Origin of the sequence: Viridibacillus sp. FSL R5-0888, assembly GCF_038009105.1 — a bacterium.
Taxonomy (GTDB): Bacteria; Bacillota; Bacilli; order Bacillales_A; family Planococcaceae; genus Viridibacillus; species Viridibacillus arenosi.
This window is the reverse complement of record NZ_JBBPAU010000001.1, coordinates 2,408,529-2,432,613: the sequence shown is the minus strand read 5'-3', so window position 1 is coordinate 2,432,613 and position 24,085 is coordinate 2,408,529. Positions and strand designations below refer to the sequence as shown.

Here is a 24,085-nt window from a genome sequence, read left to right as displayed (position 1 = left end):
GAAGCCGGCTTAAAGTAATAAATTTGAGCCGGCATTATTTATCTTTTTTAATTGTCCTTTTTCATTATAAAACTTATATGTCTGCCAGCTTGTTTATCCTGACGATAGGAGAATCCTTCGGGGCTCATAAAAGTGCATGTCTGATCAATTGTAATTCGATCAGCCGGGATTCCAGCAAGTTCACATTGTTTTTTCACTGTTTGCTGATTATCAATATGATACTTGTGAGTTTTATCATTAAAATAGATAAAATCATCTGCGTAGCCTAGGTTTTTGAATTTTACATTTACATCAGCATCAACTTCAAATTTTTCTTGGCTAAGAGCCATACCAATATGAATATGCAAATCATTAGGATTACAGTTTTCGATTTGTATTAAATGATTAAAAACGTTTAATGTTATTTCTTTTACTGTACCTTGCCATCCGGAGTGAATGACCCCGATTATACCAGTTACTTCATTATAAAAAATCACAGGTACACAATCTGCAGTAAAGGAACATAATAATAGATTCGGTTCATAAGTATACAGAGCGTCTGTATCCGTAATAGCGGTATCAGTACAATCTGCACCACGGCCTTTATCAGCAAGTGTTACCTTATGCAAATTCGAACTATGTGTTTGACTGGCGCAGACAAAAGTTTCAACCTCACAATTCAACGAAGCGGCTAATTTTCTACGATTCTCCATCACATAATCTTGGTTTACACATGCATGAAGAGCCATGTTGTTGCTTTCAAGTTCAGTTTCATCTTTTAAGGTTATTCCTGCAATTAATCTCTCATTGTTTAAATACATGTTTGTTTTCATACTTTCACCTCATTTTAATAAATATGAATCGTTTGATGATGTATATTATCCTTTGAAATTACCAATACATCAATGCTTCAGTGAGCTTTTTAAACGTTAGACGCTAATTATTACTATTTTAAAAAATTACTGCTTAACTTTCCTTGTCATGTATTAATTATTTTAAGTGATTTCTATAAGATTTACAGCAATATTATGTAACTAACAATTTAATTTTAAAATCATACTTGCTACGCAACCTACAAAACTATATATTGACTTTCGTTCTTCTTTCTATTAAATTCATTAAGTAGACCAATCGTTATAATTTTTATTTAGAGGTGATTCTATGACTAATAAAAATCAATCACGTGAACGAATTTTAAAAGCAGCTACTCGACTATTCCATTTAAATGGCTATCATGCAACGGGTTTAAATCAGATCATTAAAGAATCAGGTGCTCCTAAAGGTTCTTTATATCACCACTTTCCAAATGGTAAAGAACAATTAGCTATTGAAGCAATTCAAATATCTGCTTCTCGTATTGCAGCTGAAATTAAAGATCATCTTAATACAATTGAAGATCCTCTTGAAGCTTTCCAACATCATATTGACGTTATTGCAAAACGTTTTGATAATATAGAAGATGAGGATAGCTTAACAATTGTGCCTTTCGGTCTCATTGCATCTGAAACAGCTTTAGTAAATGAAAACATGCGTATGGTTTGTGAAGATACATTTCTATATTGGGAAAATTTATATAAAGAGAAGTTGTTGGCAAATGGATACAGTGATGAACAAGCAACAAATATTAGCACGACATTAAATGCCCTTATTGAGGGTGGGGTAACACTATCTTTAACACAAAAATATGGTGGACCACTAAATCGGGTAGGACAAATGCTTCCATTATTACTGAAAAAGTAAGGAAGCTTTTATTTATCAATTTTATATAGACTGGTCTATTAATTATAATTGAAAGGATGTTTATTTTGACAACATCTACACAAATGGAACAAGTAAGAAATCCAAAAGCAATGGCATTTGTATTAATGTTTGGTGCTTTTATCGGTTTGTTTAGTGAGACAGCATTAAATATGGCACTCACGAATATTATGGAGGACTTCTCTATATTAACAGCAACAGCACAATGGTTAACAACAGGTTATTTATTGACATTAGGTATTCTAGTACCTGTATCTGTACTTCTAATTCAATGGTTTACAACTAAGCAATTAGTTGTTAGCTCTTTAATTTTTTCTATTATTGGGACCATTTTAGCAGCATTAGCACCAAACTTTACTTTGTTATTGATTGGTCGTTTGATTCAAGCAATTGGTACCGGTATTTTATTACCTTTAATGATGAATGTCATTTTATTGATTTTCCCAATTCATAAACGTGGCGCTGTAATGGGTTTAATGGGACTTGTGATTACTACAGCGCCTGCAATTGGCCCGACAGTAGCGGGGGTAATTGTTGATACATTGGATTGGACATTTATCTTTTGGATTAGTTTAGTTCTTTATGCGGGGCTTATTGGTTTTGGATTGAAAAATATTGACAATGTATCTCGTATTACGAAACCGTCAATTGATGTACTTTCAATTTGTCTTTCGACTATTGGTTTCGGTGGATTAATTTATAGTCTTAGTTCGATTGCTGAAAAATCATTTTGGTCTACACAAGTATATATACCATTCTTTATAGGGTTTATTGCACTTGTTTTATTTATCCTTCGTCAATTAAAGATGGAACAACCTATGATTAATTTACGAGTTTTTAAATACCCTATGTTTACACTAGGCACAATGTTATTGTTTAGTGGAATGTTAATTGTTTTATCAACTGCTATTTTATTACCAATTTATTTAAAAGGTACACTGTTATTAAGTGCAGCGTTAGCAGGTCTTGTATTATTACCTGGTAGTTTATTAAATGCTTTACTGTCACCAATTGTAGGGAAATTATTTGACCAATTTGGTGCGAAGAAGTTTTTACCATTTGGCTATTTATTGACACTAACAGGCAGTATAATATTTGCTGTGACAATCTCTGCTGACACACCAATTTGGCAAATTATTTTGGCGAACATGTTTTTATTTATGGGAATCTCAATGATTATTATGCCAGCACAAACAAATGGCTTAAATCAATTGCCTCGTAACCTATATGGAGACGGATCAGCAGTCATGAACACATTACAACAAATTGCGGGTGCAACAGGAACAGCACTTGCGATAACATTGATGACTAGTGGTCAAAAAGGCTATATTGAGAACTTTCCTGACTCATCACCAACTGAATTCCTAGCTGCCGGTATCAAGTATACCTTCTATTTTATTTCAGCAATCTCTTTCATTGGTTTCATTTCGTCTCTATTTATAAAACGTGTACGTGTAAGTGGAAGCTGATTGATTGTTCTGAATATAAAAATACGATAAGTCACTAGTAGCTTATCGTATTTTTGTTAGAAAGCATGTTCAATTTATTATTATGTTTGACGTGTGTTAAGTACTAAAAAACTCCCTAATATCTTCATTTTTTACTAGAGCTTGGACAATAACTGGTGTAAACTTAATCAAGTGGAAGATTTTTTCTGTGATTTGTTGTGGTGAATGCATTTCACATAGAAAAAGGCTTCTTTTTTCTATGTGTTCGTTTAGATTAGACATTTTACGTCCTACTAGAAAAGTTGAAATATTAATAAAAGGAGTTTGTATGTTTAAGAATTATATAAGTAATAATCAGAAATTATATTATTTTACAATATTAATAGTAATAACGATTATGACCATGGGATTGTTGATTAAGAACCCCCTTATTGGAGAGTTAGGTGTTGGTTTTATTGTCCACCTTTCTATTGTTGTGATTATTTCCGTAAGCTTACTGCTCTATCCAAAGTATGGAACGCATCGTTTTAGAACAATCATTATTATTGAAGCGTTCATCTATTTTTATAACATTTTCTTTTTATATCCAGAGACTTGGTCTAATTTTATTTTCCTTTGTTTTATACCCGCAGTTGCGATTATGTTTTTTGATTCAAAACTCTTTTATTTTTCTTTAATTATTAACTCTATATTAGTATTAATTACTTTCGGTTTTATTGGGTTTGTTGATCACGGTAATCAATATATTTATATTAAACAAGACTTAGTAGGTAATATCTTTAACTATGTAGGTAGTCAAGCTCTCATATACTTTATCTTCTATCTAACAAATCTACGTGTGAAAAAACAAGAATTATATTATGAACAAATAAAACAAGCAGAGCGTTTGAAAACAGCAGGTCAATTAGCAGCTGCTGTTGCGCATGAAATTAGAAATCCGGTCACGGTTGTTAAAGGTTTTTTGCAGTTTTTTGAACAAGATCCTCAATTTAATGATGATGTAAAAAGCAAATTTTCTTTAATGATTGATGAATTAAATACAGCTGAAAGTGTGGTTTCTCAATTTTTGTCTATCGCAAAGCCAGATAAAAAACAAGATATTGAATCAGTGAATTTAAAAGTTGTTCTTCAAAGCGTAACAGACTTACTAAATTCTTATGGGCTATTAAATAATAATAATATCGAATTAGAAGTAAAAGAAGATTGTTACATAGCAGCTAACAAAATAGAGTTAAAACAATTACTGATCAATATTATAAAAAATGCAATAGAGGCTTCTGAAATTGGTGAGTCTGTTATTGTAACTGGTGGAATGAAGCAAGATTTTGTAGAGATTCAAGTAATAGATCATGGGCATGGAATGTCTGAAACGGAAATAGAATGTCTTGGTACACCTTTTTACTCTCTAAAAAGTAAAGGGACTGGTTTAGGTATGATGATTTGCTATAATATAGCAGCAAAATATAATGGAACAATTGAATTCCAAAGTTCAATAAATGAAGGAACTACTGTAACTATTCGCTTCCCATCGAAAAATTAGACTGTTAAATAAGATTGCATTGGATTACATAAAATGAGGAAACTTGAAATATTTTGATTATTATTTTATGGAATTCTCAACAATAACCTTTACTCAATTTAATCATGAAATAGACTTGTCAGTACTCTAAGCAAATGACTTGCCCCGTGGGTAGGTCATTTTCTCTTTATTTCTATGACTTAGTAATCGTCTGAAATAGGAAGGCTACTTTAATGGAGTAACTCCAAAGAAATTTGCAGCATTATTTGTTGTGGTCCCTCTAATTAGATAGTAGAGATACGAGAACATTTTGCATGTTTTCATTAAATGAGAACAACTTGATATTACAGGGTTTAACGTATTCTTAGTTGAACCAACTGACAAACATTTTCAAAAAATTACCATGATTTCTAACGTATCAAGATAATTAGGAGGTAGGTAAAGTGTCAAATAGAATAATGGATTCCATTGACTTTCCAATGGTGAAAATTCCCGGAGGAGAAATAGAATTAAGAGACGATAGATTAAAAAGCAAATGGAATGTTGAACTAAGTCCGTATCTTTTTGCAAGTTACCCTGTAACTATGAACCTTTACAATGCTATTACAAAATCGCCTATTTCCTTTGACGGGAATCTAAAACCGGTTGTGAATATTTCTTGGTATGATGCAATTTCTTTTTGTAATCTACTTTCACAAAAAGTTGGACTGAAAGAGTGCTATTCTAAAAGTAATGATGGAGAAAACATTATTTGTAATTGGGGATCAAATGGCTTTCGACTTCCTTCAGAAGCAGAATGGCAATATGCATGTAAGGCAGGGACTACGGGTTATAGATACGGAGAGCTTGATAAGATTGCCTGGTATAACGAAAATTCAGGAGGAAAAATCCATGAAGTAGGAAGAAAGGAACCGAATGCATGGGGACTATATGATATGTTAGGGAATGTTTGGGAGTGGTGCTTTGATTTATACGATGAACAAGTGTACGGCTCCTACCGAATTTTCCGAGGAGGTAGCTGGGCTGAAGAGGCAAGGGGATGTGGAGCAACATGTCGACGTCGTAGCCATCCTTCGTTTTTCATAGACGACCTTGGATTCAGACTTGCTAAGTCTTTGTAACTTCTACAAATAAGCCAACTTTCTAGGTTTACATCACAACTAACTGTCACTTTGTTGGCGGTTTTTTTTGACCCCAAAACAACATAAAGATTTAATAAAGCTATTAATTAACTTAAAGGGAGTAGGAATTGTTAATCGAATTTCATTAAAATCCTACTAATAGTTATATCCGTATATGTATGATAAGTAAACATGTTTTGCTCCAGATGATTTGTATGAGAAAATGAATAATAAGTTATTAAACATGAATGTGAGTAATGTATTAAAGAAAGTCTAGAAAGGACCGAAAGATGGATTTTTCAATGAATGAAAAAAAGATAAAGTTTTTATGTGGAGAAGTCGCTTTTAAAAAGGGTAAATCTTATTATCAAGCTGGAAAAGTAAATCTTCATACCTTTCAACAAGATGATTCGATAATCGAAGCTAGTGTAAAAGCGGGAGCTGATTTTGACGTCACAGTGAATGTAGATGCCGATGGAGAAATTGTAGCTCAGTGTAGTTGTCCACCAGTAGGGTTTGTGAAAACGTACTGTCAGCATATTGCAGCTGTCCTACTTGCTATTGAAGAGAAGCAGCAAATTGAAAATGCATTGACTACCAGAATGCTGGGCTTATTTGAAAATAAATTGAAGCAGCCAAGTGGCCAGGGATTACATTTTGACAATAGACAGTCACTTAATGTTGAATTTACTTGCTTACCAGTTTTACTTCCTAATATGGAATATGTGTTTGGAATTGAGATAAGGGTAGGTTCTAATGTATTACATAACATCTCGAAAGTAACCCAGTTTCTTCGTGACTTAGAGTTAAGAGAACCGTTTGAATATGCACAGGGATTGGTTTATGTACCTGAGCTCCACAGCTTTCCAAGAGAATCCGATGGTGTCCTTCAATTTTTGATAAGAAGTCAACGTGTAAAAAGTAATAGTGACATACAAGATGATTTGGTGTTAATTTCTGCGACTGATTGGGAGCAGTTGCTTTCTTTATTAACTGCTGCCCCGGGAGTACGATTCATGCAAGGGAATAAAATTTATAAAGGGGTACAAATTGGACAAGATCTTCCTTTAAGTTTTGAATTTGATGAAGCTAATACAGTTGACTACCGCTTGAATGTTAAAGGTCTTGAAGAGATAAACGTTTTAAAAGCTTATGGCTATGCTTTTTCAGAAGGCGTATTGTTCAAACTTCTTCAGGAAGATTGTCATCGATTAGCAGAATTAAAAGGAATGTTGAATGAGTCGGGAAAACACCAGCTCGTTATTTCAGAAAATCAAATCGATCATTTTATGAGGAATGTCATACCTGGCTTGATGAAACTAGGACAGGTAAATATTGCAGAATCCGTTTCAAAAAGAATGGGGGAAACACCACTTCGAGCCAAGTTATTTCTGGACCGTGTAAGGCATAGATTGCTTGCAGGTTTGGAGTTCCATTATGATCAAGTCGTTATAAATCCTTGTGAAGAAGCAGAGCAACCTTTTCCACATTTTCCAGGGGTTAAGCGACAGCGAACAAAAGAAGAACAAATTATCAAGCTACTACTTGAAAGCTCCTTTACTCAAACGTCAGGTGGATTTTACTTATATGATGAAGAAGCAGAGTATCAATTTTTGCATCATAACATCGCTGAATTAGAAAAATCAGTTCAAATTTATGCTACAACTTCAGTGAAAATGCGGATTCATAAAGGGTATACGGGACCAAAGATAAAAGTCGAAGTAGGTGAACGAACAGATTGGATTGCATTCCAATTCGACATCAAGGGCATTTCAGAATCAGAAATTCAAGAGATACTCACTTCATTGGAGGAAAAACGAAAGTATTACCGAATACCAAATGGCACGTTAGTATCATTGGAAACACCTGAATTTTTAGCACTCTACCAAGTTGTAAGTGATTTGGAACTGTCTGCTAGAGATATCATTGGAGAAGAAATCAGAATCCCATTAATTAAAGGAATGCAATTAATAGATTCTATTGATCAAGGTGATTTAGTCAATCCGGGTGAAAATTTCACCAAGCTTATGAAAAACTTAAAGGATCCAGAAAAGGTCGAAAATACAGTACCTAGTACTTTAACTACAGTACTTCGAGATTACCAAAAAGTGGGTTTCAGTTGGTTCAAAATGCTAGCCAAATATAAATTCGGTGGCATTCTTGCGGACGATATGGGGCTTGGAAAGACACTACAAAGCATTGCTTACATCGAATCAGTGCTACCGGATGTTCGAGAGCGAGAATTGCCCATATTAATCATCGCACCTTCGTCTCTCATCTATAATTGGAAAAATGAGTTGGAAAAGTTTACGCCTCATATAAAAGTACAAATCATTGATGGCAACAAAGCGACCAGAGTTTCCTTGTGGAATAAGTCTATTGGTGCCGATGTAATCATCACTTCGTATCCTTCATTACGAATGGATGTATCACTTTACCGCAAAGAGAAATTTCATACATTATTCTTGGATGAGGCGCAAACCTTTAAAAATCCAGTTACCAAGACTGCTAAATCGGTGAAAATGATTCAGGCAGACTATCGATTTGCACTAACGGGAACGCCAATAGAGAACTCTTTGGATGAACTGTGGTCAATATTTCATGTCGTCTTCCCAGAGTTGTTGCCAAATCGAAGAGCCTTTAGCGAATTAAGTAGAGAAAATGTAGCAAAAAGAGTACGTCCATTTATATTAAGACGTTTGAAAAAAGAGGTTTTGAAAGAGTTGCCAAATAAAATTGAAACTATGCAATTCTCGGAGTTACAAGAAGAGCAGAAAACATTATATGCAGCTTATTTAGCTGAGTTGAAAAATGAAGCTTTGAAACATTTAAGAAATGGCAGTTTTCAAAAAAATCGTATAAAATTTTTATCTGGTCTGACAAGACTCCGTCAAATCTGTTGCCACCCTGGATTATTTGTTGATGAATATGCAGGAGGATCGGCAAAGTTTGAACAATTGAAGGGAATTATTGAAGAATGCCGTATTTCAGGTAGACGAGTACTGATCTTTTCACAGTTTACTCAAATGCATAGTATTATCAGACACTATTTAGCCTACCAGGGTATACCCTATTTTTACTTAGATGGACAAACTCCTCCGGAAAATCGCGTAGAATTATGTGAGCGGTTTAATAATGGAGAAGGGAATATATTTCTTATTTCCTTAAAAGCTGGGGGCACTGGTTTAAATTTGACAGGTGCAGATACGGTAATACTTTATGATCTTTGGTGGAATCCTGCAGTCGAGCAACAGGCTGCAGACCGAGCACATCGCATGGGTCAAACAAATGAAGTACATGTAATTCGTTTGGTGGCTAAAGGAACGATAGAAGAGAAAATATATGAGCTTCAGCAGAAAAAGAAGCATCTCATTGACGAAGTAATTCAGTCGGGCGAAGATTCCTTGACTTCTATGACAGAACAAGATATTCGGGAAATTTTGATGATTGAATAGATGCATCTCTAAGAATTATTGAAAACAAATCCTCCAAATTCTGAGCGAATTGGAGGATTTGTTTGTGTTATTTAGATTGCGTAAATATACTCTTTAGTCATATTCACAATGATAGTAGAATGGATAAGCATCGCAACGTCCATTACATTATCATTTACTTTGAAATTACGTATAAACCTCCACAGTGAGAAATAGCTTGAAATTCACAATTAGCAACACCTAGTAATGAAGAATTTAGTTCTTCATAAACAAAATAAAATTCATCATCATCCCAATAGCCAATGCTATCTTTTCTGCAATTTTCAAGATTTTCACGTGTTTGAAAAGCAATATCGCCAATTAATATTTTGCCATTCTCAGAGAGCAAAGATAGTAAGCTCTTAATAAAAGCCATTTTTTCATCATCTGATAGATGGTGTAATGTATACGTGCTGACAATAAAGTCATATTTATTACCTTGTAACTGCTCAGGTAAACCATTAGAAATATCCCACTCCATCAGATTCGCCATCGGCATTTTAGATTGTGCAATTTCAATCATCTTTGCAGAAAAGTCTAATCCATCTATGTGATGATCATTTTCATATAGTTTATTTGTTAAAACACCTGTCCCGAACCCTATATCTAACACTTTTGCTTGATTTACCTGCATGATTTCATTAAATATAGCACTTAATATATTTTTATATCCTGCAAATGGATATAAATTATTATCTTCGCTTACTTGTACAGTTTTATCGTAATCATTTGCCCACAAATCAAATCCTTGTTTATTTAGCATGAAGCTCCTCCTATAATGTGAACGAGCATTCAAGCATGCCTATAAAAGTTAATGCTTGATTAGTCGCCCATCAGTTCTCCTAAGTTCTTATGATATTGAATAATAGTAATGTTTTTCATCATAAACCCCACCCTTCTTAGTTAAAATAATATTAACATAATTCTGAATATATTAATACCATATTTTAGTATAAGTTTTAATTGATTAATATATATGTAAGAAAAGAAGCAATGAATTTATTATTAGTATCAACTCATTAAATGCAATTGTTTGCCATATATTGAAACAAAATAAGTTGGTGTATTGAGGAGGAGTATATTATTCATACAAAAAAAATACGATTACGGAAGATACAGCATCTTGCCTATGAAATCATGGATGAGATAAATACTAATAAAGAGGAGAAACAGTTTGATACCTTGAGTCCTGTGATTGACAATCTATCTCGAGCAATCGGTGACTTAACAGATCCTTTAGGGAATTATTCGTTGGACTATATAGAAGAAAAAGTGAAAAATGCTCACTATCTATTATTTAAAAATGAAAATGTTAATGCTTATAAATATCAAAAATAAGAAGGGGGCTACTCCTAAAAATTCGATGATTATCGAATTTTGGGAGAAGCCCTATTCCTTTAAATTTTTTTATAAAAAATAGCTTTTCTTTTGCTAATTAATAAACTTTTAAAAGAAAAATATCGATTTGTTGAGAGGAAAACGTAAAAGGTTCTAAAGAAAAACAGTATGTTTTTCTTTAGAACCTTTATTTTAGGTATTTATTAGTCAGTCCCCTAAGAAAATTAGTTTTTCTCCGGATCGAATGTTTTACAATCCGTTTCTTCACTATTAGATGCTTGGTTACCCTTTTGACTTACTACATAAATTGCTTCAGCAGTACATTTATTTCCAGAGCCCCAATACGTACAGTTATTCACTTCGCAAAGAATCTGTTGAGCCATAGTATCACACCTCCTCTTTCGTTTATCTTTAACAAAAATGAAGTGATTAATACTTGATTCAGGAAAGGGAAGTAAAAACAATTTCTGTATTACGGTGGTTAGAGATGCTAACTCCTTAAGCCTTGAACTTCCAAAAACTAGAATAGAACAAAATGTATTTAAAAACGAAACTAAAGAATGATCTAACAATTTTCTATAAGAAAGAAGAACTATAAAGCGTATTTGACTCTACTGTGATGGCTTATTTAGAAGTTTCTTGAAGTTCAATTTTAACTACTTTTTCTGTATCGGTAGTAAACTCAATTTTTACAAAAACACCGAACTCTCTGTTTCCCTCTTTTAACCATAACTTAAACTTTTCAATTGTTGTATCTTTTTTCGATTCTCTACCTTGATGAAGGTAGTCAATTATTTTTGCATTGGGATATTTTGAATGAGTCTCTATTAAAGCGAGCTTTCCCCACTTAACGTATGTTGGAACATCTTGTTGCGCATGAGCGCTATTTAGTGTATGTATTGGTGTTGAATTAGCAATAATAAAAATTCCAAGTGCAATAAACGTTTTACGCATATTTGAACTCATCTCCTTTATTATAGAATGAGTAATTTGCTTAAAAGCATTCTGTATTTAGTATTATTTTTTGAAAAACTTTTTAGCTTTAGACAACAAATAAATGGACAAACTATGAGGGAAATGAAAGTAATACTTAGAGGGAAATAAAAAATATAAAAAAACTAGATAATTTAAGTAATAATAGTTGACTAAAACTTAGTAATCTTATAGGATTTAATTGACTGATGGATCAGTCGAGGGAGTTGACTAACATTCAAACACAAGATAAACGCAAACAAGAACGTAAACAACAGCTACTTTCGATTGCTTTAGAAATGTTCGCAACACAAGGCTACGATAACACAAAGATTTCTGACATTGTTGCAAAAGCTAATGTATCCCAGGGAACATTTTATTGGTATTTCAAAAGTAAGGAAATGATTGCTAGTGAAATGTTGAACGATGGACGGTTAGCAATTTTACATACAATATCAATGGGGTATAGAGTAGAAAAAGCTTCTGTTCAAGATGCATACATATCATCAAGAAATCTTTTTGAACAACTTTTTCACTTTGCGGGGAAAAATCGATATTTTATGGGAATCCTACTTAAAGGAATCCATTCTCAACCGATTTTGCAACAGCAAGTTGAGTTGATAAAAAAAGAGATGCAAGAAGCTTTTGCAAATAATATTCGAAGAGCTTCTGCCTTGAAAATGTTACCACGTCCAGTAGATCCCGTATTACATTCAGTTTTTGTTATGAGCTTGTTGGAAGGCGTATTGTCAAGATGGTTATTTCAATCTGAAAATGAGGAATGGCAACAATTAGAGTTAGAGCAGCTTGTTGAAAAGACCGTTCAATTTGAATTTTTTGGACTGTTTGGTATGTAATCAAAGGAGGAAAACATAATGAAAAAAGGTAAAATTTTCTTCGCTTTAGCTGCAACAGCGGCACTTATTTTAGGTGCATGTGGCAATAGTGAGACAAAAAAAGAAAGTAATAACAATACATTAAGCGCAATTCAAGAAAAAGGTGAAATGACAGTAGGGATTATGGGAACGTATGCACCTTATAATTTCATGAATTCAGATAAAGAATATGATGGTTTTGATGTCGATATTGCAAAAGAATTGGCAAAACGCTTAGATGTAAAAGCAAAATTTGTAGCACAAGATTTTTCGGGATTAATACCAGGATTACAAAAAGGAAAATTCGATGCTTTACTAAGTCAAGTAACGATTACACCAGATCGTGAAAAACAAGTTGATTTTACTGCACCATATATTACAAATGATGTGAAAGTTATTGTGAAAGAGGATAATACTTCTATTAAGGCAGTAGAAGATTTCAAAGGTAAAAAAATCGGTGTTGGTCTCGGTACGAATGACGAAGCATTTTTACGAAATGAATTAATGCCAAAAGTCGGAGACTTCAAAATTAACACATATGATGATGTCATCACAACGTTAAAAGATTTAGAAGCAGGCCGTGTAGACGCAACAATTAATAATGTATATGCATTAAAACCAATCATTGAAAAGAATGGTTTTAAAGTGAAAGCTGTCGGTGAGCCAATCAAATCTGATCAAGCAGCAGTTGCAGTGAAAAAAGGTAATAAAGAATTAGTTGAAGCGATGAATAAGGCATTGGCTGATATGAAAAAAGATGGAACATATAAAGAAATCTTCGTAAAATGGTTTGATGAAGAACCAAAAGCAGATTTAGGAAAGTAGGAAGTTTAGATGGATATAGTTATTGATAATCTTCCTTTTTTACTAAAAGGTGCTTATTATACACTATTAATTACAGTGGTATCAATGTTCTTTGGCTTAATAATCGGTTTAATAACGGCGATTGCTCGCATTAAGGGCAATCGTTTCTTCCGCGGAATTGCGAGAGTTTACGTATCGATTATTCGAGGAACACCACCACTTGTTCAAATAGTCATCGTCTATTATGGGCTTGTAGATTATGGGGTTGAATTAGATTCTTTAACAGCTGCTTATATTGCTTTAAGTATTAATATTGGTGCCTATGTTTCTGAAGCATTCCGTGGTGCAATTCAATCTGTACCAACTGGCCAAACAGAAGCGGCGCTAGCAACAGGGATGACTGAAGCACAGGCCATGCGTCGTGTAGTTATTCCACAAGCGATTCGCTATGCCATTCCACCACTTGGTAACACATTTGTTGGTATGTTAAAAGAAACATCTTTAGTTTCAGTCATTGCGGTAACGGAACTTATGCGTTCTGCTCAGCTACTTGTAGCACAGTATTATGTATATATGCCGTTCTATTTAGCAATTGGATTGATGTACTGGATTATGAGTACAGTCTTTACATTTATATTAAATAAAATCGAAAAAAGATTATCGGTCTATTAAGGGGGGAACGTAATGTTACAAATAAAAGACTTGTCAAAGAGCTTCGATCAAAATGAAGTCTTAAAGCACATTTCATTGACGATTCCTGCCCATCAAGTTGTTGCTGTTATTGGACCAAGTGGTTCAGGGAAAAGTACGTTTTTGCGTTGCTTAAACGGACTCGAAACTATCACTGGTGGTAGTGTTACTGTTAATAATCATTTATTGCAAGCAACAGACTCGAAAAAGGTTCGCCAAAAAACAATTCACTCCATTAGACAAGATACAGGAATGGTATTTCAACAGTTCAATCTGTATCCGCATAAAACGGTTATTGAAAATGTTATGGAAGCTTTACTAGTCGTGAAAAAACAATCAAAAGAACAAGCCGAAAAAATGGCTTCTGCATTATTAAAGCGTGTTGGCTTACAAGAGAAAGAAGATGCTTATCCTTCAAGATTATCAGGAGGTCAGCAACAGCGTGTAGCCATTGCTAGAGCACTTGCAATGGAACCAAAAATCATGCTATTCGATGAACCAACATCTGCACTGGATCCAGAACTAGTCGGTGAGGTTTTACAAGTAATGAAAGAACTTGCTGAAGAGGGTATGACGATGGTGATTGTTACACACGAAATGAAATTCGCTAGAGATGTGGCAGACCGTATATTATTTATGGCAGATGGACAAATTGTCGAAGATGCAGAACCAAAAGTATTCTTTACCCAACCATCGACAGAACGTGCTCAGAAATTTTTAGCAAAAGTAAATGAATTTTAATAGAAGAAAGGTTGATTAATATGCAAATAAAAGCAAAATGGCAAGGTGGACGTGCCTTTGAAGCAGTAGGGCCAACAGGATACCCAATGGTAATGGATGCAACTGCTAATTATGGAGGCGAAGGTAAAGCCCCTACACCAACTGAAATGTTACTTAGTTCTTTAGCAGGTTGTATTGGTATAGATGTTACAATGATTTTAAAACCACATTTAGATAAAATCGATTCTATCGAAATTACAGTAGATGGTGAACGACGTGAAGAACTTCCAACGGCTTTCACAGCAGCAACTTTATTATTTGATGTAAAAGGCGATATAGATGCCAAAAAAGTCTTACGTGCAATTAAGCTTGGAGAAGAGAAGTATTGTGCAGTTTCTGCCTCTTTGAAAGCTGAAGTTACTTATCGTTTAATGTTGAACGGTGAGGAAGTAGCGATAACTGAATAAGATTTATTTAGGAGCTGCCTAGGATATAGGCAGCTTTTTTTGTATTTAATGATTTTTTGTCTACATATTAGGTTGGCTTATTAATCAACTGTAACGGAAAGTTCCTTAACAAGTAGTGAAGGGGAACCGTAGCCGTCTGGAAGGAAGTAAAGGTCTGTACAGGTTTCCTCAATATCCTTCATCAATTCATAGAAGTTACCTGCAATGGTCATTTGCTTAATTGGCGAAGCAATTTTACCTTCTTTAATATGGAAACCAGTCGCCTCAACGGAGAAATCTCCAGAAATTGTATTCGTGCCTGAATGAAGACCAGACAAGTCTGTAATAAGGATTCCTTCAGATACTGATACGAGTAAGTTATCTAAAGTTCTTTCACCTGTTGCAATGTACATATTTTGTGGTGCGATAGAGAGCGTGCTTTTGTAAGAAGGTTTATGTGCATTTCCTGTTGTTTCGCAGCCTTCTAATTTTGCTGATTTCCTGTTATGGAGTAATGTTTCAAGAGTTCCATTTGAAATAATTGCTTGTTTTTTTGTAGCAACACCTTCTCCGTCAAAACTTGATCCAGACAGTGCCTCTGGGTGGAATGGATCATTTAGTACTGTCACTAAATTTGATGCAACTTGTGTTCCCACTTTTCCTTTTAAAAGTGACTGATCTTTTTGCGCGTTCTCTGCTGAGAAGATAGGCGTAAATATTGAAAGTAATGAAGCAGCCGCGTTATGGCGCATTATTATAGGATATTTTCCAGACGGAATGGATTTCTCACCGAGATTAGATAATGCTTCTTCTGCAGCTTCTTTGGCAATTTCATCAGCATCGAGCGATTGGAAATCACGAGTCATTTTCCTGAAGCTACCTGTTTTCATTTCTTCGCCGTCTTTAACGACTGTTGAAACGAATATGATAAGTCCATTCTTTTTCTCTGTTAATGAAAGACCTTTACTGTTTGCTAATGATTGTTCTCCTGAGAAATCATGAAGTACACAATAGTCGAGTGTTACAATACGCGGATCGTATGCACGTATTTTCTCTTCAATAGACTTTATTAACTTTATCTTTTCAGAGATTTGTACATTCGCAAGCTCTTCACTATAAGATTGATAGATTGTATATTCATTACTTCCTTCGAAAATATCAGTTCCATCATCCTCATCAAGCACGTCTGCATTTGCTTTTGCATTGTCTATTAAAAATGATATCGAATCCTCATCGGTTTTTTCTGTATAGGCATAACCCATTTTACCGTTATAAAGACCCCGTAAACTAAGTCCACCATCCACAGATGTTTCGTAGCTATCAATTTCTCCTTCAAAAATCATACATTGAAATGATTCAGCTTTTTCATAGAATACTTCAGCTTCTTTGAAACCGGCATCCATTGCTTTTTGTAGTAGTTTTTCTTGGAATTCAGTGATATTCATTACTTATTCCCCCTTTGTCCCACCGACAGTAATTTCACTGACACGAATCATAGGCTGGCCGACATTAACTGGGAGGCTGCCACTCATCGCTCCACACATACCTGCGCCGTGTGCAAGGTTATTCCCAACGCGATCAACTAACTGTAATGTTTTTGCTCCGTTCCCTATAAGTGTTGCTCCCCGTACTGGGTGTGTAATTTTTCCATCTTTGACGATGTATGCTTCTTCAACTGCAAAGTTGTAGTCACCAGTAGCTGGATTAACTTGACCTCCACCCATATATTTTGCGTAAATGCCATACTCTGTTGAAGCGATAATATCTTCTGGTGTTGATATACCTGGAGCGATATACGTATTTGTCATACGTGATGTCGGACTGAAGCGATAAGACTGGCGGCGTGAAGAGCCAGTTGATTCAGTTTTCATACGACGTGCATTCAATTTATCAATTAAATAACCTTTTAAAATACCATTTTCAATTAAGACATTTTTTCTTGTTTTCTCACCCTCATCATCAATATTAAGTGAACCCCATTCGTTTGGTAGGGTGCCATCATCAATGTAGGTGACGATTTCCGGTGCAACTCTTTCACCAACTCGATTTGCGAACACTGAATTGTTTTTTGCGACAGCTGTGGCTTCTAGTCCGTGTCCACAAGCCTCATGGAAAATAACGCCACCAAATTCATTGTCAATGATTACTGGGAATTTCCCACTAGGGCATTCTTCTGCATGTAGCATTGTTACTGCTATACGTGCTGCTTCTCCTGCATAGTGAGTCAAATCTAGGTTTTCCATAAATTCAAATCCGGCATGAGCACCAGGTCCGTAGAAACCAGTTTGCAGTTCATTGCCTTCTGAAGCAGTTGCTTGAATGGCTAGTCTACTGTGGACACGAGTGTCTTCCACAAACTTTCCTTCTGAGTTGGCAATGAGGATGTTTTGTTCTTCGTCCATATAGCGTATACCAACTTGACGAATGCGTTCATCATAATTTCTAGCAATTTCATTTGCCTGTCTCATAATAGAAGCTTTCCTTGCATGTTCTACAGTTTGAGGCATTTGTGCGATTTGATGAATTGGGTTAAATATCTCTTTTTGGAGCGGGTGAATCGTACCTGTTCCGCCGCCTTTTATAGCAAGTGCAGCCCGCTTAGCTGCGAGTAACAAGCCTTCTTCAGATATATCATTCGTATATGTGTAAATACTTTGAAGACCAGAAAAAATACGTATACCTATTCCAAAATCACGACCAGATATACTTTTTTCTATTTTGTTACTTTGTAATGCAATGTTATTTACATACTTATCTTCAATGAATATTTCAGAGAAGTCACCCCCCGTAGAAAGAGCCGCATTAAGCACGTTTTCAATAATAGATTGTTTGATCATTTACCTTGCCCCCTTTACTAAATTATAGCGTAATATGTAATATTTGGTTCGTATTTATTGAATTTTTTGTATAATTAAAATTAATTTTCAATAGCATTATTGATCACCATAGTTAGTAAAGTCAAGATACTAGAGATTTATTAGTAATAAGAAGAATTATAATAGACATAGATTGACGACAATATAACGTTAATTTGAAAAAACATCTTAACAAAAAAGGGTATTTATATTAAATATAGAAGTTAATGTTAAGTTGAATTTTTGGAGGTTATTAGAAAATGAAAATCATGATTAAAAATCTTCCAGACTATGAGGTAGCTTATATTAGGCATTTTGGAAGTTATTTTGAACCTAGTGATCATTGGGGAAGACTAGGGGAGTGGGCAGCGAGGAATGGATTGTTTCCACCCACTCAAAACTATATAGGATTGTCTATTGATAATCCTGAATTTGTAGCTCCGGAATTGTGTAGACACGATGCTTGTATTACATTACCAAAGGATTTTGTAAAAGAAGAGCACTCGGAAATACATTTTAAAACAATAACAGGGGGACTGTATGCTCTATACCAGTTCTATGATACACCTGATAAATTAGCAAACGCTTATCAAGCCGTTTTTGGAGATTGGATACCTCAAAGTGACTATGTTGCAGTTGATAAGATTAGCTTGGAATTTAGTATGAATAACCCTTTAGATGATCCTGAGGGGAAATGCAAAGTCGATTTGTATGTACCTATTAAGAAAAAGTTATCTAAAGATGAATTAATTACAGAATTTGAGCAAGCACAGGATTGGGTAATTAGCTTGAAAAAGCATTCTGAGAATGATTTTTTCAAACCTATTGCAAAAGATAAATGGTCTGTAGCAGAAATTATTGGGCACTTAGCATATTGGGATAAATATGTACTAGAAGAAATACTACCAAATATGAAACAGAATGCTGATATTAATAGTATAGACTTTCAAGAATTGAATAATCAGGCGTCTAACTATGCTTTATCAGGTATATTTGGTATGAGCTTAATAGATCAATTTGTAGAAGGCAGAGAGCGTCTAGTCGCCGAATTAAAAGGCAAATCTGACGCTGAATTTTATGTGCAATTTAAAATCAATGGAGATGAAGTTGACCCAGATTCAGGTGCGCCTTTTTCAATGTATAGCTATATTAGTAGTTTTATTTGGCATGATAACCATCACAAAAAGCAAATAATTGCATTTTTTAATAGTAAGTACTCTGAAGATTTTCAGGTGAAATAAGAAACAGGAGTTAAGCTGTGCTAACAGCTTAACTCCTGCTTTTTTTAGAATGCTTATATTAGGCTATCTTTTGTTGTAATTTCAAATGTTTTACTAAGCGTACTTGATACAAGTTTAATAGCATCTACACCTTCTTCAAGCAGACCAGCCATCCAGAAGAAACCATGAATGACACCATCGTAACGTTTTAGTTGTACAGGAATGTTTGCTTCTTGCAATTTTTTTGCATAGGCTTCACCTTCATCTCTTAAAGGATCATATTCAGCGGTTATAACTAATGCAGGTGGTAAGTCCTTTAAATTAGTTGCTTTTAGAGGAGAGACGTAAGGACTTTCTCCATCGCTGTCACTGTTTAAATAATGATTCCAAAACCATTGCATTGTGTCTTTTGTTAAGAAGTATCCATCTGCGTAATCCAAATAAGAAGTAGTTTTTAAGTTATAATCTGTCACAGGATATACCAATACTTGTTGAATAATATTGTTGACACCAAGATCTCGTGCTTTCAATGATACAACAGCTGCGATATTGCCACCAGCACTATCACCGCCAACTGCAATTCTAGAAGCATCTATATTTAATTCTTTTGCATGATCTATTAACCATTCGATTACCGCATAGCTATCATCAATTGCTGCTGGAAACTTATTTTCTGGAGCTAATCGGTAGTCAACTGATACGACAACACATTGCGACTCGGAAGCAATTTGGCGACAAGGATTATCCACTGAGTCAAGGTTGCCAATGACCCACCCCCCACCATGGTAATAAACAAAGACAGGTAGAGCCTCTTCGCTTTTAATTGGTGTATATATTCGAACAGGAACTTCTCCAACATTAGTGTCTAGAGTTCGATTGACAACACTCTCTAACTCTACACGCTCACCTGCTAATTCTTCTATAGCAATACCGTTTCGTGCTTCTTCTGGACTTAATTCGTGAGTTGGTGAAGTACCTGATTGTTCTAATTGTTCTAGCAATAATTTTACCTCTGGTTTCAATGCCATATTAAAATGCCCCTTCCTATAAATGAGAGATATAGATTACTATGAAAAATATCAATACTTTATTCTATCAATCATTTTATTTTAATATTTAAGTAATTCGGGTCTTTAACATTTGGATAAGGAAATGACATACTTACTCGCCAATTCTAGCTATACAACAAAAATTTATTAAATAATGCTAAAATAAAAATATCTCTCATACTATAGGAAACGACAAAAACTCGACAAGTTTATGTTGTTGAAGTTGAGGGTAAAACATATAAAAGAGTAGTTAATCCGTTAAAGGGAGGAAGATAATAATGAAAGCAATAGGAAAAGTGTCATCTCTGCTTGTTATTATCAATTTACTATTTGCCTGTTCTAATGATAAGGCAGAAGTAAAAACAAATGATGAGACTAATGAAAGTAAAACTCAAGTTCAAGAGGTAAAGGATAAGAACAATAATGGTGAAATTGAACAAAATGATACTGCAGAAAATGAAGTTGTCAAAACGAATAATGCTCTATCTGAAGAGGAAGTATTGAAGGCAATCAAAACACAGTTGAAAACGGATTTATCTAAAATATTACCAAGCAAATTACCTTTATCTAAGGGAAAGCATTTAACAGCAACAACTAAATCATCAGCTAATTATTATGAAGTGGTATTTATGGAAAGTGATAAGCCGATAGCTATTAATAATAAGGCGTTAAAAAATAAACAAAAAGCATCTGTGATTACTCGATTAAACGTTAAAAAGTACGCTAATTTGACAAAATCGAGTGAACAAATTGCATTTGAAGATTATAGCAAGCTCGGAGGACAAGAAGTGGATCTGGGTTACGGCATTACAGGGTATCAGGATGCTGGAGCTGGTTCAGTATTTACAAGTTGGAATGAAGGAAGATGGGCACTTAATACTCGCTCGCTAACAACGAAAGGGGAGCAGGGGGTAAAATTAGCGAAAGAAGCAACAAAATTCTTAGAAACTAACACACTCCCAATCCCGAAACCAAATGGACTCGTTCACCTCGACGTAGAGCGCTCAGGTAACAGAATTACTTGGCAAAAAGAAAAAGTCGTGTATACTATTGATCAAGTAAAAGATCCTATGAAAGCTTTAGAAATTGCAACTTCTTTCGAAAAATAAATCATTATAAGAAGTAAAAAATAGAGCTGACTCTACCATGAGGAGAATCAACTCTATTTTTTTATGGCATTTAGAGACCCAATAATTTAATGAAATCGTCAATACTTAAATAACACTATTTATTTTTGGTTTTTAAGTATTGAGTATATGAATGTATCATGAGCTTTATTATTTTGGTACATATAGTCGCGAAGAACGCCTTCTTTTTGAAACCCAACTTTAGTAAGTAACTTACTTGAGGCCACATTATCAACAAATACAATAGCCCCTATACGAGTTAAACTCATATCATCAAAACCGTAAGAAAGGATTTTAGATAAGGCTTCTAATGCATACCCGTTTCTCCAATGGTCGGGGTGAATTTCATAGCCTATTTCTGCTCGTTTATGATTAGGCGACCAAGCATGAAAGCCAATTGTTCCAATTATGCCCTTGAATCCTTTTTTTTGAATACCCCATCGTATACCTCTTTTTTCTGCATAGTTTTTTGAAAAAAGGTCGATGAATTTTTCTGCTTGTTTTATATCTTTTAGAGTATCTTGTCCGTAATAACGTGTAACATTGTCATCAGAAAAATAAGCAAAAATATCTTCTGCATCATCCGTTGTTATTTCTTTTAATAGTAATCTCTCTGTCTCTAATTTAGGAAACATCTTATTACACCCCTTTTTCTTTATTTAAATTTCTTCTAACATTCTAAATATTCCCATAAGGCTAATACAAATCCTTATCAAGCTTTAATGAATAACATGTTCTTATTCAACAAATATTTCTAAAATCCTTTAAATTAATAATAATGGTAACTTCAACCTTTGGTAATATAAAAAAACAATTGTTTCTTAATTGGATACATATAATTGATTTCTCCATAATTGTATGTATTTTCATATATGAATAAGTGTAAGATAAAAGGGAATTACAGCTAACTTTTATATCCGATTTAATATTTTAAACAACTATATTGGAGGAATAAATATGAGACTATTGATTATTCGACATGGAGAATCAGAAGCAGATATTCTAAACGTACATGAAGGAAGAGCAGATTTTGAACTGACAGAAGTTGGACAACAACAAGTGATACTTTTATCAGAATGGGTAAACAATCATTATAAATTAGATAAAATTTATAGTAGTACTCTGAAAAGAGCGACTCAAACAGCCTTATTATTGGGCAATAAACAGCAAATTGAAATCGAGTTTGATGAAGATTTAATGGAATGGAATAATGGGCTAATAGCGGGGTTGTCAAGAGAAGAAGCGGAAGAAAGGTATCCTTTAGTTATAGATCTAGCACCTCATGATGCTGTTTATGAACAAGAGTCCATTTTAGATTTTAGATATAGAGCAGAAAAGATACTATCTAAAATCATTTCTGAAAATCCTGATGATGCAACCATTGCGATTGTTAGTCATGGGGGAATGATAAACAAACTATATCAATCATTTTTAAAGCTACCATTTGATACAAATGTAATTTTTCATTGTGGAGACACGAGCTTACACGAATGGACCATTAAAGATAATCAAAGGCATATCGTATTTTCAAATCGCCTAGAGCATCTAAACAATTTAAAATATAATGGTTAAAACAAATAGTAGTATGAAGAGCTGCGAGTTTTTGGCAGTTTTTTTTTTTATGAATAGAAAAGAGAGGCAAATAATATTGCCTCTCTTTTTCAATTAGCTATTGTTCATAAAATACAAAAACCAAACAGCGTGATTTTGTTCATCAAATGATGCTTGCATAAATTGTTGCTGTATAAATGTATTATTAGCTTCTCTTGCAACCTCATGATAAAAGTCTACAGTTTCTTGTTCATCTTTAAAGGCGTGAAGAATGCCACTTCGATAATTAGTAGGACAATTCACATTCATTTTAGGAGTGTACTGTGTCCCTGTTAGTGAAAAATATATTTGTGAGAAAATTTGAAAATGTCTCATTTCATCACTTCTAATTTCCAAAATTCTGTCTCGAATTTCTTTATTTGGTGACTGTTTTGACAATACTTCATAACACCGAATAGCTGTGAATTCCCCATCAATGGCTTTAGCAATATCAGTTATTAACTTGTTCGGTAATTGTTGTTGTAACGAATTATAATTCAATATCCATTCACCTCGTTGGATATTTTATGTAAGGTAACAGGGGAATGTTACGAGCCCAAGTGTGTATAATAGCGCAAAGAAGACAAGTTTCTTTATCTAAATCGTGAGCTTATCTAGCTTAGCAGATATAAATCTTAGAATTTCGGTCTTTTCTTGCTGTAGTTTTTTAAAAAATATGCATCCATATTACAAATCCAATAGGTGATAAATGTGATATACGGATAATATAGGAAGTGTAGAAAAGGGGAGAACAGCCTTGTTGAGTAATGAAGTCGGGGTTTTGAATAGAAAGAAGTTAGATTAAGATAAGAAATGTAGCATAAGCCATATCAGGTTACGATAAAGGATGAAGATTTTATCTTTCATCCAATGTAAGAATCATTAATCTATATATGATGTATATGCCAAGGTACCCCCCACTGATCAAGAACAGAGGGTTGAGAAAAACCTTGTGGATTGCAGTCATAAAAACAGCATTGTCAACGATGATTTGGTAAATGGATGTTGATGCGATACTTCCAAAAATAATGGTTGAAACAACTGCAATTATATTAAAAAGCATTACGATCATCTTATTTTTATTCCGAAGAAAAACCATAA

General features: G+C 34.1%; 23 protein-coding genes and 1 pseudogene. 15 read left to right on the top strand and 9 right to left on the bottom strand.

Features of this window, described 5'->3' with window-relative positions:
• Window positions 1-47: 47 nt before the first annotated feature.
• Complete coding sequence (gene pgeF, locus MKY02_RS12055; RefSeq protein ID WP_038181204.1) at window positions 48-812, bottom strand: peptidoglycan editing factor PgeF; 765 nt, start codon at window positions 810-812, stop codon at window positions 48-50.
• Window positions 813-1,140: 328 nt separating this feature from the next.
• Between pgeF and MKY02_RS12050 the strand changes: the two genes are divergently transcribed.
• From MKY02_RS12050 to MKY02_RS12030, 5 genes are all read left to right on the top strand, one after another.
• Window positions 1,141-1,719, top strand: a complete 579-nt coding sequence (locus MKY02_RS12050) for a TetR/AcrR family transcriptional regulator (RefSeq protein ID WP_076034902.1) — start codon at window positions 1,141-1,143, stop codon at window positions 1,717-1,719.
• Between the two features lie 56 nt (window positions 1,720-1,775).
• A complete protein-coding gene (locus tag MKY02_RS12045) occupies window positions 1,776-3,206 on the top strand; it encodes a DHA2 family efflux MFS transporter permease subunit (RefSeq protein WP_445329609.1) in 1,431 nt (476 codons plus the stop codon).
• 307 nt (window positions 3,207-3,513) lie between these two features.
• Complete coding sequence (locus MKY02_RS12040; RefSeq protein WP_038181211.1) at window positions 3,514-4,725, top strand: sensor histidine kinase; 1,212 nt, start codon at window positions 3,514-3,516, stop codon at window positions 4,723-4,725.
• A 437-nt stretch (window positions 4,726-5,162) separates the two neighbouring features.
• On the top strand, window positions 5,163-5,825 hold the full coding sequence (locus MKY02_RS12035) for a formylglycine-generating enzyme family protein (RefSeq protein WP_210402657.1): 663 nt from the start codon (window positions 5,163-5,165) through the stop codon (window positions 5,823-5,825).
• A 290-nt stretch (window positions 5,826-6,115) separates the two neighbouring features.
• Window positions 6,116-9,280 (top strand): DEAD/DEAH box helicase, encoded by a 3,165-nt coding sequence (locus tag MKY02_RS12030; RefSeq protein WP_076065087.1) that lies wholly within the window; start codon window positions 6,116-6,118, stop codon window positions 9,278-9,280.
• 154 nt (window positions 9,281-9,434) lie between these two features.
• Here the strand turns inward: MKY02_RS12030 and MKY02_RS12025 are convergent, their stop codons facing one another.
• Window positions 9,435-10,061: a class I SAM-dependent methyltransferase gene (locus MKY02_RS12025; protein ID WP_038181217.1), complete on the bottom strand. Its 627-nt coding sequence runs from the start codon at window positions 10,059-10,061 to the stop codon at window positions 9,435-9,437.
• 374 nt (window positions 10,062-10,435) lie between these two features.
• Between MKY02_RS12025 and MKY02_RS12020 the strand changes: the two genes are divergently transcribed.
• On the top strand, window positions 10,436-10,636 hold the full coding sequence (locus MKY02_RS12020) for a hypothetical protein (RefSeq protein ID WP_051448608.1): 201 nt from the start codon (window positions 10,436-10,438) through the stop codon (window positions 10,634-10,636).
• A gap of 224 nt (window positions 10,637-10,860) precedes the next feature.
• On the opposite strand, the gene MKY02_RS12015 is transcribed toward MKY02_RS12020, so the two are convergent.
• Together MKY02_RS12015 and MKY02_RS12010 are read right to left on the bottom strand one after the other, a co-directional pair.
• The gene (locus tag MKY02_RS12015; protein ID WP_076034905.1) at window positions 10,861-11,019 is read right to left on the bottom strand and encodes a DUF1540 domain-containing protein; all 159 of its coding nucleotides are present in this window, start codon (window positions 11,017-11,019) and stop codon (window positions 10,861-10,863) included.
• 241 nt (window positions 11,020-11,260) lie between these two features.
• Window positions 11,261-11,590, bottom strand: coding sequence for a DUF3889 domain-containing protein (locus tag MKY02_RS12010; protein ID WP_038181222.1), 330 nt, complete (start codon window positions 11,588-11,590; stop codon window positions 11,261-11,263).
• A 227-nt stretch (window positions 11,591-11,817) separates the two neighbouring features.
• Between MKY02_RS12010 and MKY02_RS12005 the strand changes: the two genes are divergently transcribed.
• Genes MKY02_RS12005 through MKY02_RS11985 form a run of 5 tightly spaced genes read left to right on the top strand, consistent with a single transcriptional unit; the run spans window position 11,818 to window position 15,164 of the window.
• Window positions 11,818-12,465: a TetR/AcrR family transcriptional regulator gene (locus tag MKY02_RS12005; RefSeq protein WP_038181225.1), complete on the top strand. Its 648-nt coding sequence runs from the start codon at window positions 11,818-11,820 to the stop codon at window positions 12,463-12,465.
• 18 nt (window positions 12,466-12,483) lie between these two features.
• A complete protein-coding gene (locus tag MKY02_RS12000; RefSeq protein WP_038181228.1) occupies window positions 12,484-13,308 on the top strand; it encodes a substrate-binding periplasmic protein in 825 nt (274 codons plus the stop codon).
• 9 nt (window positions 13,309-13,317) lie between these two features.
• Window positions 13,318-13,959: an amino acid ABC transporter permease gene (locus tag MKY02_RS11995; protein WP_038181230.1), complete on the top strand. Its 642-nt coding sequence runs from the start codon at window positions 13,318-13,320 to the stop codon at window positions 13,957-13,959.
• A 12-nt stretch (window positions 13,960-13,971) separates the two neighbouring features.
• Entirely contained in the window at window positions 13,972-14,718 is a 747-nt protein-coding gene (locus tag MKY02_RS11990; RefSeq protein WP_038181234.1) for an amino acid ABC transporter ATP-binding protein, read from the top strand.
• Between the two features lie 20 nt (window positions 14,719-14,738).
• On the top strand, window positions 14,739-15,164 hold the full coding sequence (locus MKY02_RS11985; protein ID WP_038181238.1) for an OsmC family protein: 426 nt from the start codon (window positions 14,739-14,741) through the stop codon (window positions 15,162-15,164).
• Between the two features lie 80 nt (window positions 15,165-15,244).
• On the opposite strand, the gene MKY02_RS11980 is transcribed toward MKY02_RS11985, so the two are convergent.
• Both MKY02_RS11980 and MKY02_RS11975 read right to left on the bottom strand, forming a co-directional pair.
• Complete coding sequence (locus MKY02_RS11980; protein WP_038181249.1) at window positions 15,245-16,588, bottom strand: TldD/PmbA family protein; 1,344 nt, start codon at window positions 16,586-16,588, stop codon at window positions 15,245-15,247.
• 3 nt (window positions 16,589-16,591) lie between these two features.
• Window positions 16,592-17,980 (bottom strand): TldD/PmbA family protein, encoded by a 1,389-nt coding sequence (locus MKY02_RS11975; RefSeq protein WP_038181252.1) that lies wholly within the window; start codon window positions 17,978-17,980, stop codon window positions 16,592-16,594.
• A gap of 278 nt (window positions 17,981-18,258) precedes the next feature.
• Here MKY02_RS11975 and MKY02_RS11970 point away from each other — a divergent pair.
• Both MKY02_RS11970 and MKY02_RS11965 read left to right on the top strand, forming a co-directional pair.
• A pseudogene (locus tag MKY02_RS11970) lies at window positions 18,259-18,726 on the top strand (AraC family transcriptional regulator); the annotation flags it as partial.
• On the top strand, window positions 18,706-19,239 hold the full coding sequence (locus tag MKY02_RS11965) for a DinB family protein (RefSeq protein WP_244898243.1): 534 nt from the start codon (window positions 18,706-18,708) through the stop codon (window positions 19,237-19,239). The pseudogene MKY02_RS11970 and the gene MKY02_RS11965, both read left to right, overlap by 21 nt.
• 53 nt (window positions 19,240-19,292) lie before the next feature.
• Here MKY02_RS11965 and MKY02_RS11960 read toward each other — a convergent pair whose 3' ends face one another.
• Window positions 19,293-20,246, bottom strand: coding sequence for an alpha/beta hydrolase (locus MKY02_RS11960; protein WP_038181254.1), 954 nt, complete (start codon window positions 20,244-20,246; stop codon window positions 19,293-19,295).
• A 299-nt stretch (window positions 20,247-20,545) separates the two neighbouring features.
• Between MKY02_RS11960 and MKY02_RS11955 the strand changes: the two genes are divergently transcribed.
• Window positions 20,546-21,376: a hypothetical protein gene (locus MKY02_RS11955; RefSeq protein ID WP_340711236.1), complete on the top strand. Its 831-nt coding sequence runs from the start codon at window positions 20,546-20,548 to the stop codon at window positions 21,374-21,376.
• Between the two features lie 119 nt (window positions 21,377-21,495).
• On the opposite strand, the gene MKY02_RS11950 is transcribed toward MKY02_RS11955, so the two are convergent.
• Window positions 21,496-22,029: a GNAT family N-acetyltransferase gene (locus MKY02_RS11950; RefSeq protein ID WP_038181263.1), complete on the bottom strand. Its 534-nt coding sequence runs from the start codon at window positions 22,027-22,029 to the stop codon at window positions 21,496-21,498.
• Between the two features lie 322 nt (window positions 22,030-22,351).
• On the opposite strand from MKY02_RS11950, the gene MKY02_RS11945 reads away from it, so the two are divergent.
• Window positions 22,352-22,966, top strand: a complete 615-nt coding sequence (locus MKY02_RS11945; protein ID WP_038181265.1) for a histidine phosphatase family protein — start codon at window positions 22,352-22,354, stop codon at window positions 22,964-22,966.
• A gap of 93 nt (window positions 22,967-23,059) precedes the next feature.
• Here the strand turns inward: MKY02_RS11945 and MKY02_RS11940 are convergent, their stop codons facing one another.
• Window positions 23,060-23,485: a ferritin-like domain-containing protein gene (locus tag MKY02_RS11940; protein ID WP_038181268.1), complete on the bottom strand. Its 426-nt coding sequence runs from the start codon at window positions 23,483-23,485 to the stop codon at window positions 23,060-23,062.
• Between the last annotated feature and the right edge of the window lie 600 nt (window positions 23,486-24,085).

What these genes read in the sequence shown, in the direction of transcription:
- pgeF (WP_038181204.1), bottom strand. Translation starts at nt 812, where the DNA reads ATGAAAACAAACATGTATTTAAACAATGAGAGATTAATTGCAGGAATA.
- MKY02_RS12050 (WP_076034902.1), top strand. Translation starts at nt 1,141, where the DNA reads ATGACTAATAAAAATCAATCACGTGAACGAATTTTAAAAGCAGCTACT.
- MKY02_RS12045 (WP_445329609.1), top strand. Translation starts at nt 1,776, where the DNA reads ATGTTTATTTTGACAACATCTACACAAATGGAACAAGTAAGAAATCCA.
- MKY02_RS12040 (WP_038181211.1), top strand. Translation starts at nt 3,514, where the DNA reads ATGTTTAAGAATTATATAAGTAATAATCAGAAATTATATTATTTTACA.
- MKY02_RS12035 (WP_210402657.1), top strand. Translation starts at nt 5,163, where the DNA reads ATGGATTCCATTGACTTTCCAATGGTGAAAATTCCCGGAGGAGAAATA.
- MKY02_RS12030 (WP_076065087.1), top strand. Translation starts at nt 6,116, where the DNA reads ATGGATTTTTCAATGAATGAAAAAAAGATAAAGTTTTTATGTGGAGAA.
- MKY02_RS12025 (WP_038181217.1), bottom strand. Translation starts at nt 10,061, where the DNA reads ATGCTAAATAAACAAGGATTTGATTTGTGGGCAAATGATTACGATAAA.
- MKY02_RS12020 (WP_051448608.1), top strand. Translation starts at nt 10,436, where the DNA reads ATGGATGAGATAAATACTAATAAAGAGGAGAAACAGTTTGATACCTTG.
- MKY02_RS12015 (WP_076034905.1), bottom strand. Translation starts at nt 11,019, where the DNA reads ATGGCTCAACAGATTCTTTGCGAAGTGAATAACTGTACGTATTGGGGC.
- MKY02_RS12010 (WP_038181222.1), bottom strand. Translation starts at nt 11,590, where the DNA reads ATGCGTAAAACGTTTATTGCACTTGGAATTTTTATTATTGCTAATTCA.
- MKY02_RS12005 (WP_038181225.1), top strand. Translation starts at nt 11,818, where the DNA reads ATGGATCAGTCGAGGGAGTTGACTAACATTCAAACACAAGATAAACGC.
- MKY02_RS12000 (WP_038181228.1), top strand. Translation starts at nt 12,484, where the DNA reads ATGAAAAAAGGTAAAATTTTCTTCGCTTTAGCTGCAACAGCGGCACTT.
- MKY02_RS11995 (WP_038181230.1), top strand. Translation starts at nt 13,318, where the DNA reads ATGGATATAGTTATTGATAATCTTCCTTTTTTACTAAAAGGTGCTTAT.
- MKY02_RS11990 (WP_038181234.1), top strand. Translation starts at nt 13,972, where the DNA reads ATGTTACAAATAAAAGACTTGTCAAAGAGCTTCGATCAAAATGAAGTC.
- MKY02_RS11985 (WP_038181238.1), top strand. Translation starts at nt 14,739, where the DNA reads ATGCAAATAAAAGCAAAATGGCAAGGTGGACGTGCCTTTGAAGCAGTA.
- MKY02_RS11980 (WP_038181249.1), bottom strand. Translation starts at nt 16,588, where the DNA reads ATGAATATCACTGAATTCCAAGAAAAACTACTACAAAAAGCAATGGAT.
- MKY02_RS11975 (WP_038181252.1), bottom strand. Translation starts at nt 17,980, where the DNA reads ATGATCAAACAATCTATTATTGAAAACGTGCTTAATGCGGCTCTTTCT.
- MKY02_RS11960 (WP_038181254.1), bottom strand. Translation starts at nt 20,246, where the DNA reads ATGGCATTGAAACCAGAGGTAAAATTATTGCTAGAACAATTAGAACAA.
- MKY02_RS11955 (WP_340711236.1), top strand. Translation starts at nt 20,546, where the DNA reads ATGAAAGCAATAGGAAAAGTGTCATCTCTGCTTGTTATTATCAATTTA.
- MKY02_RS11950 (WP_038181263.1), bottom strand. Translation starts at nt 22,029, where the DNA reads ATGTTTCCTAAATTAGAGACAGAGAGATTACTATTAAAAGAAATAACA.
- MKY02_RS11945 (WP_038181265.1), top strand. Translation starts at nt 22,352, where the DNA reads ATGAGACTATTGATTATTCGACATGGAGAATCAGAAGCAGATATTCTA.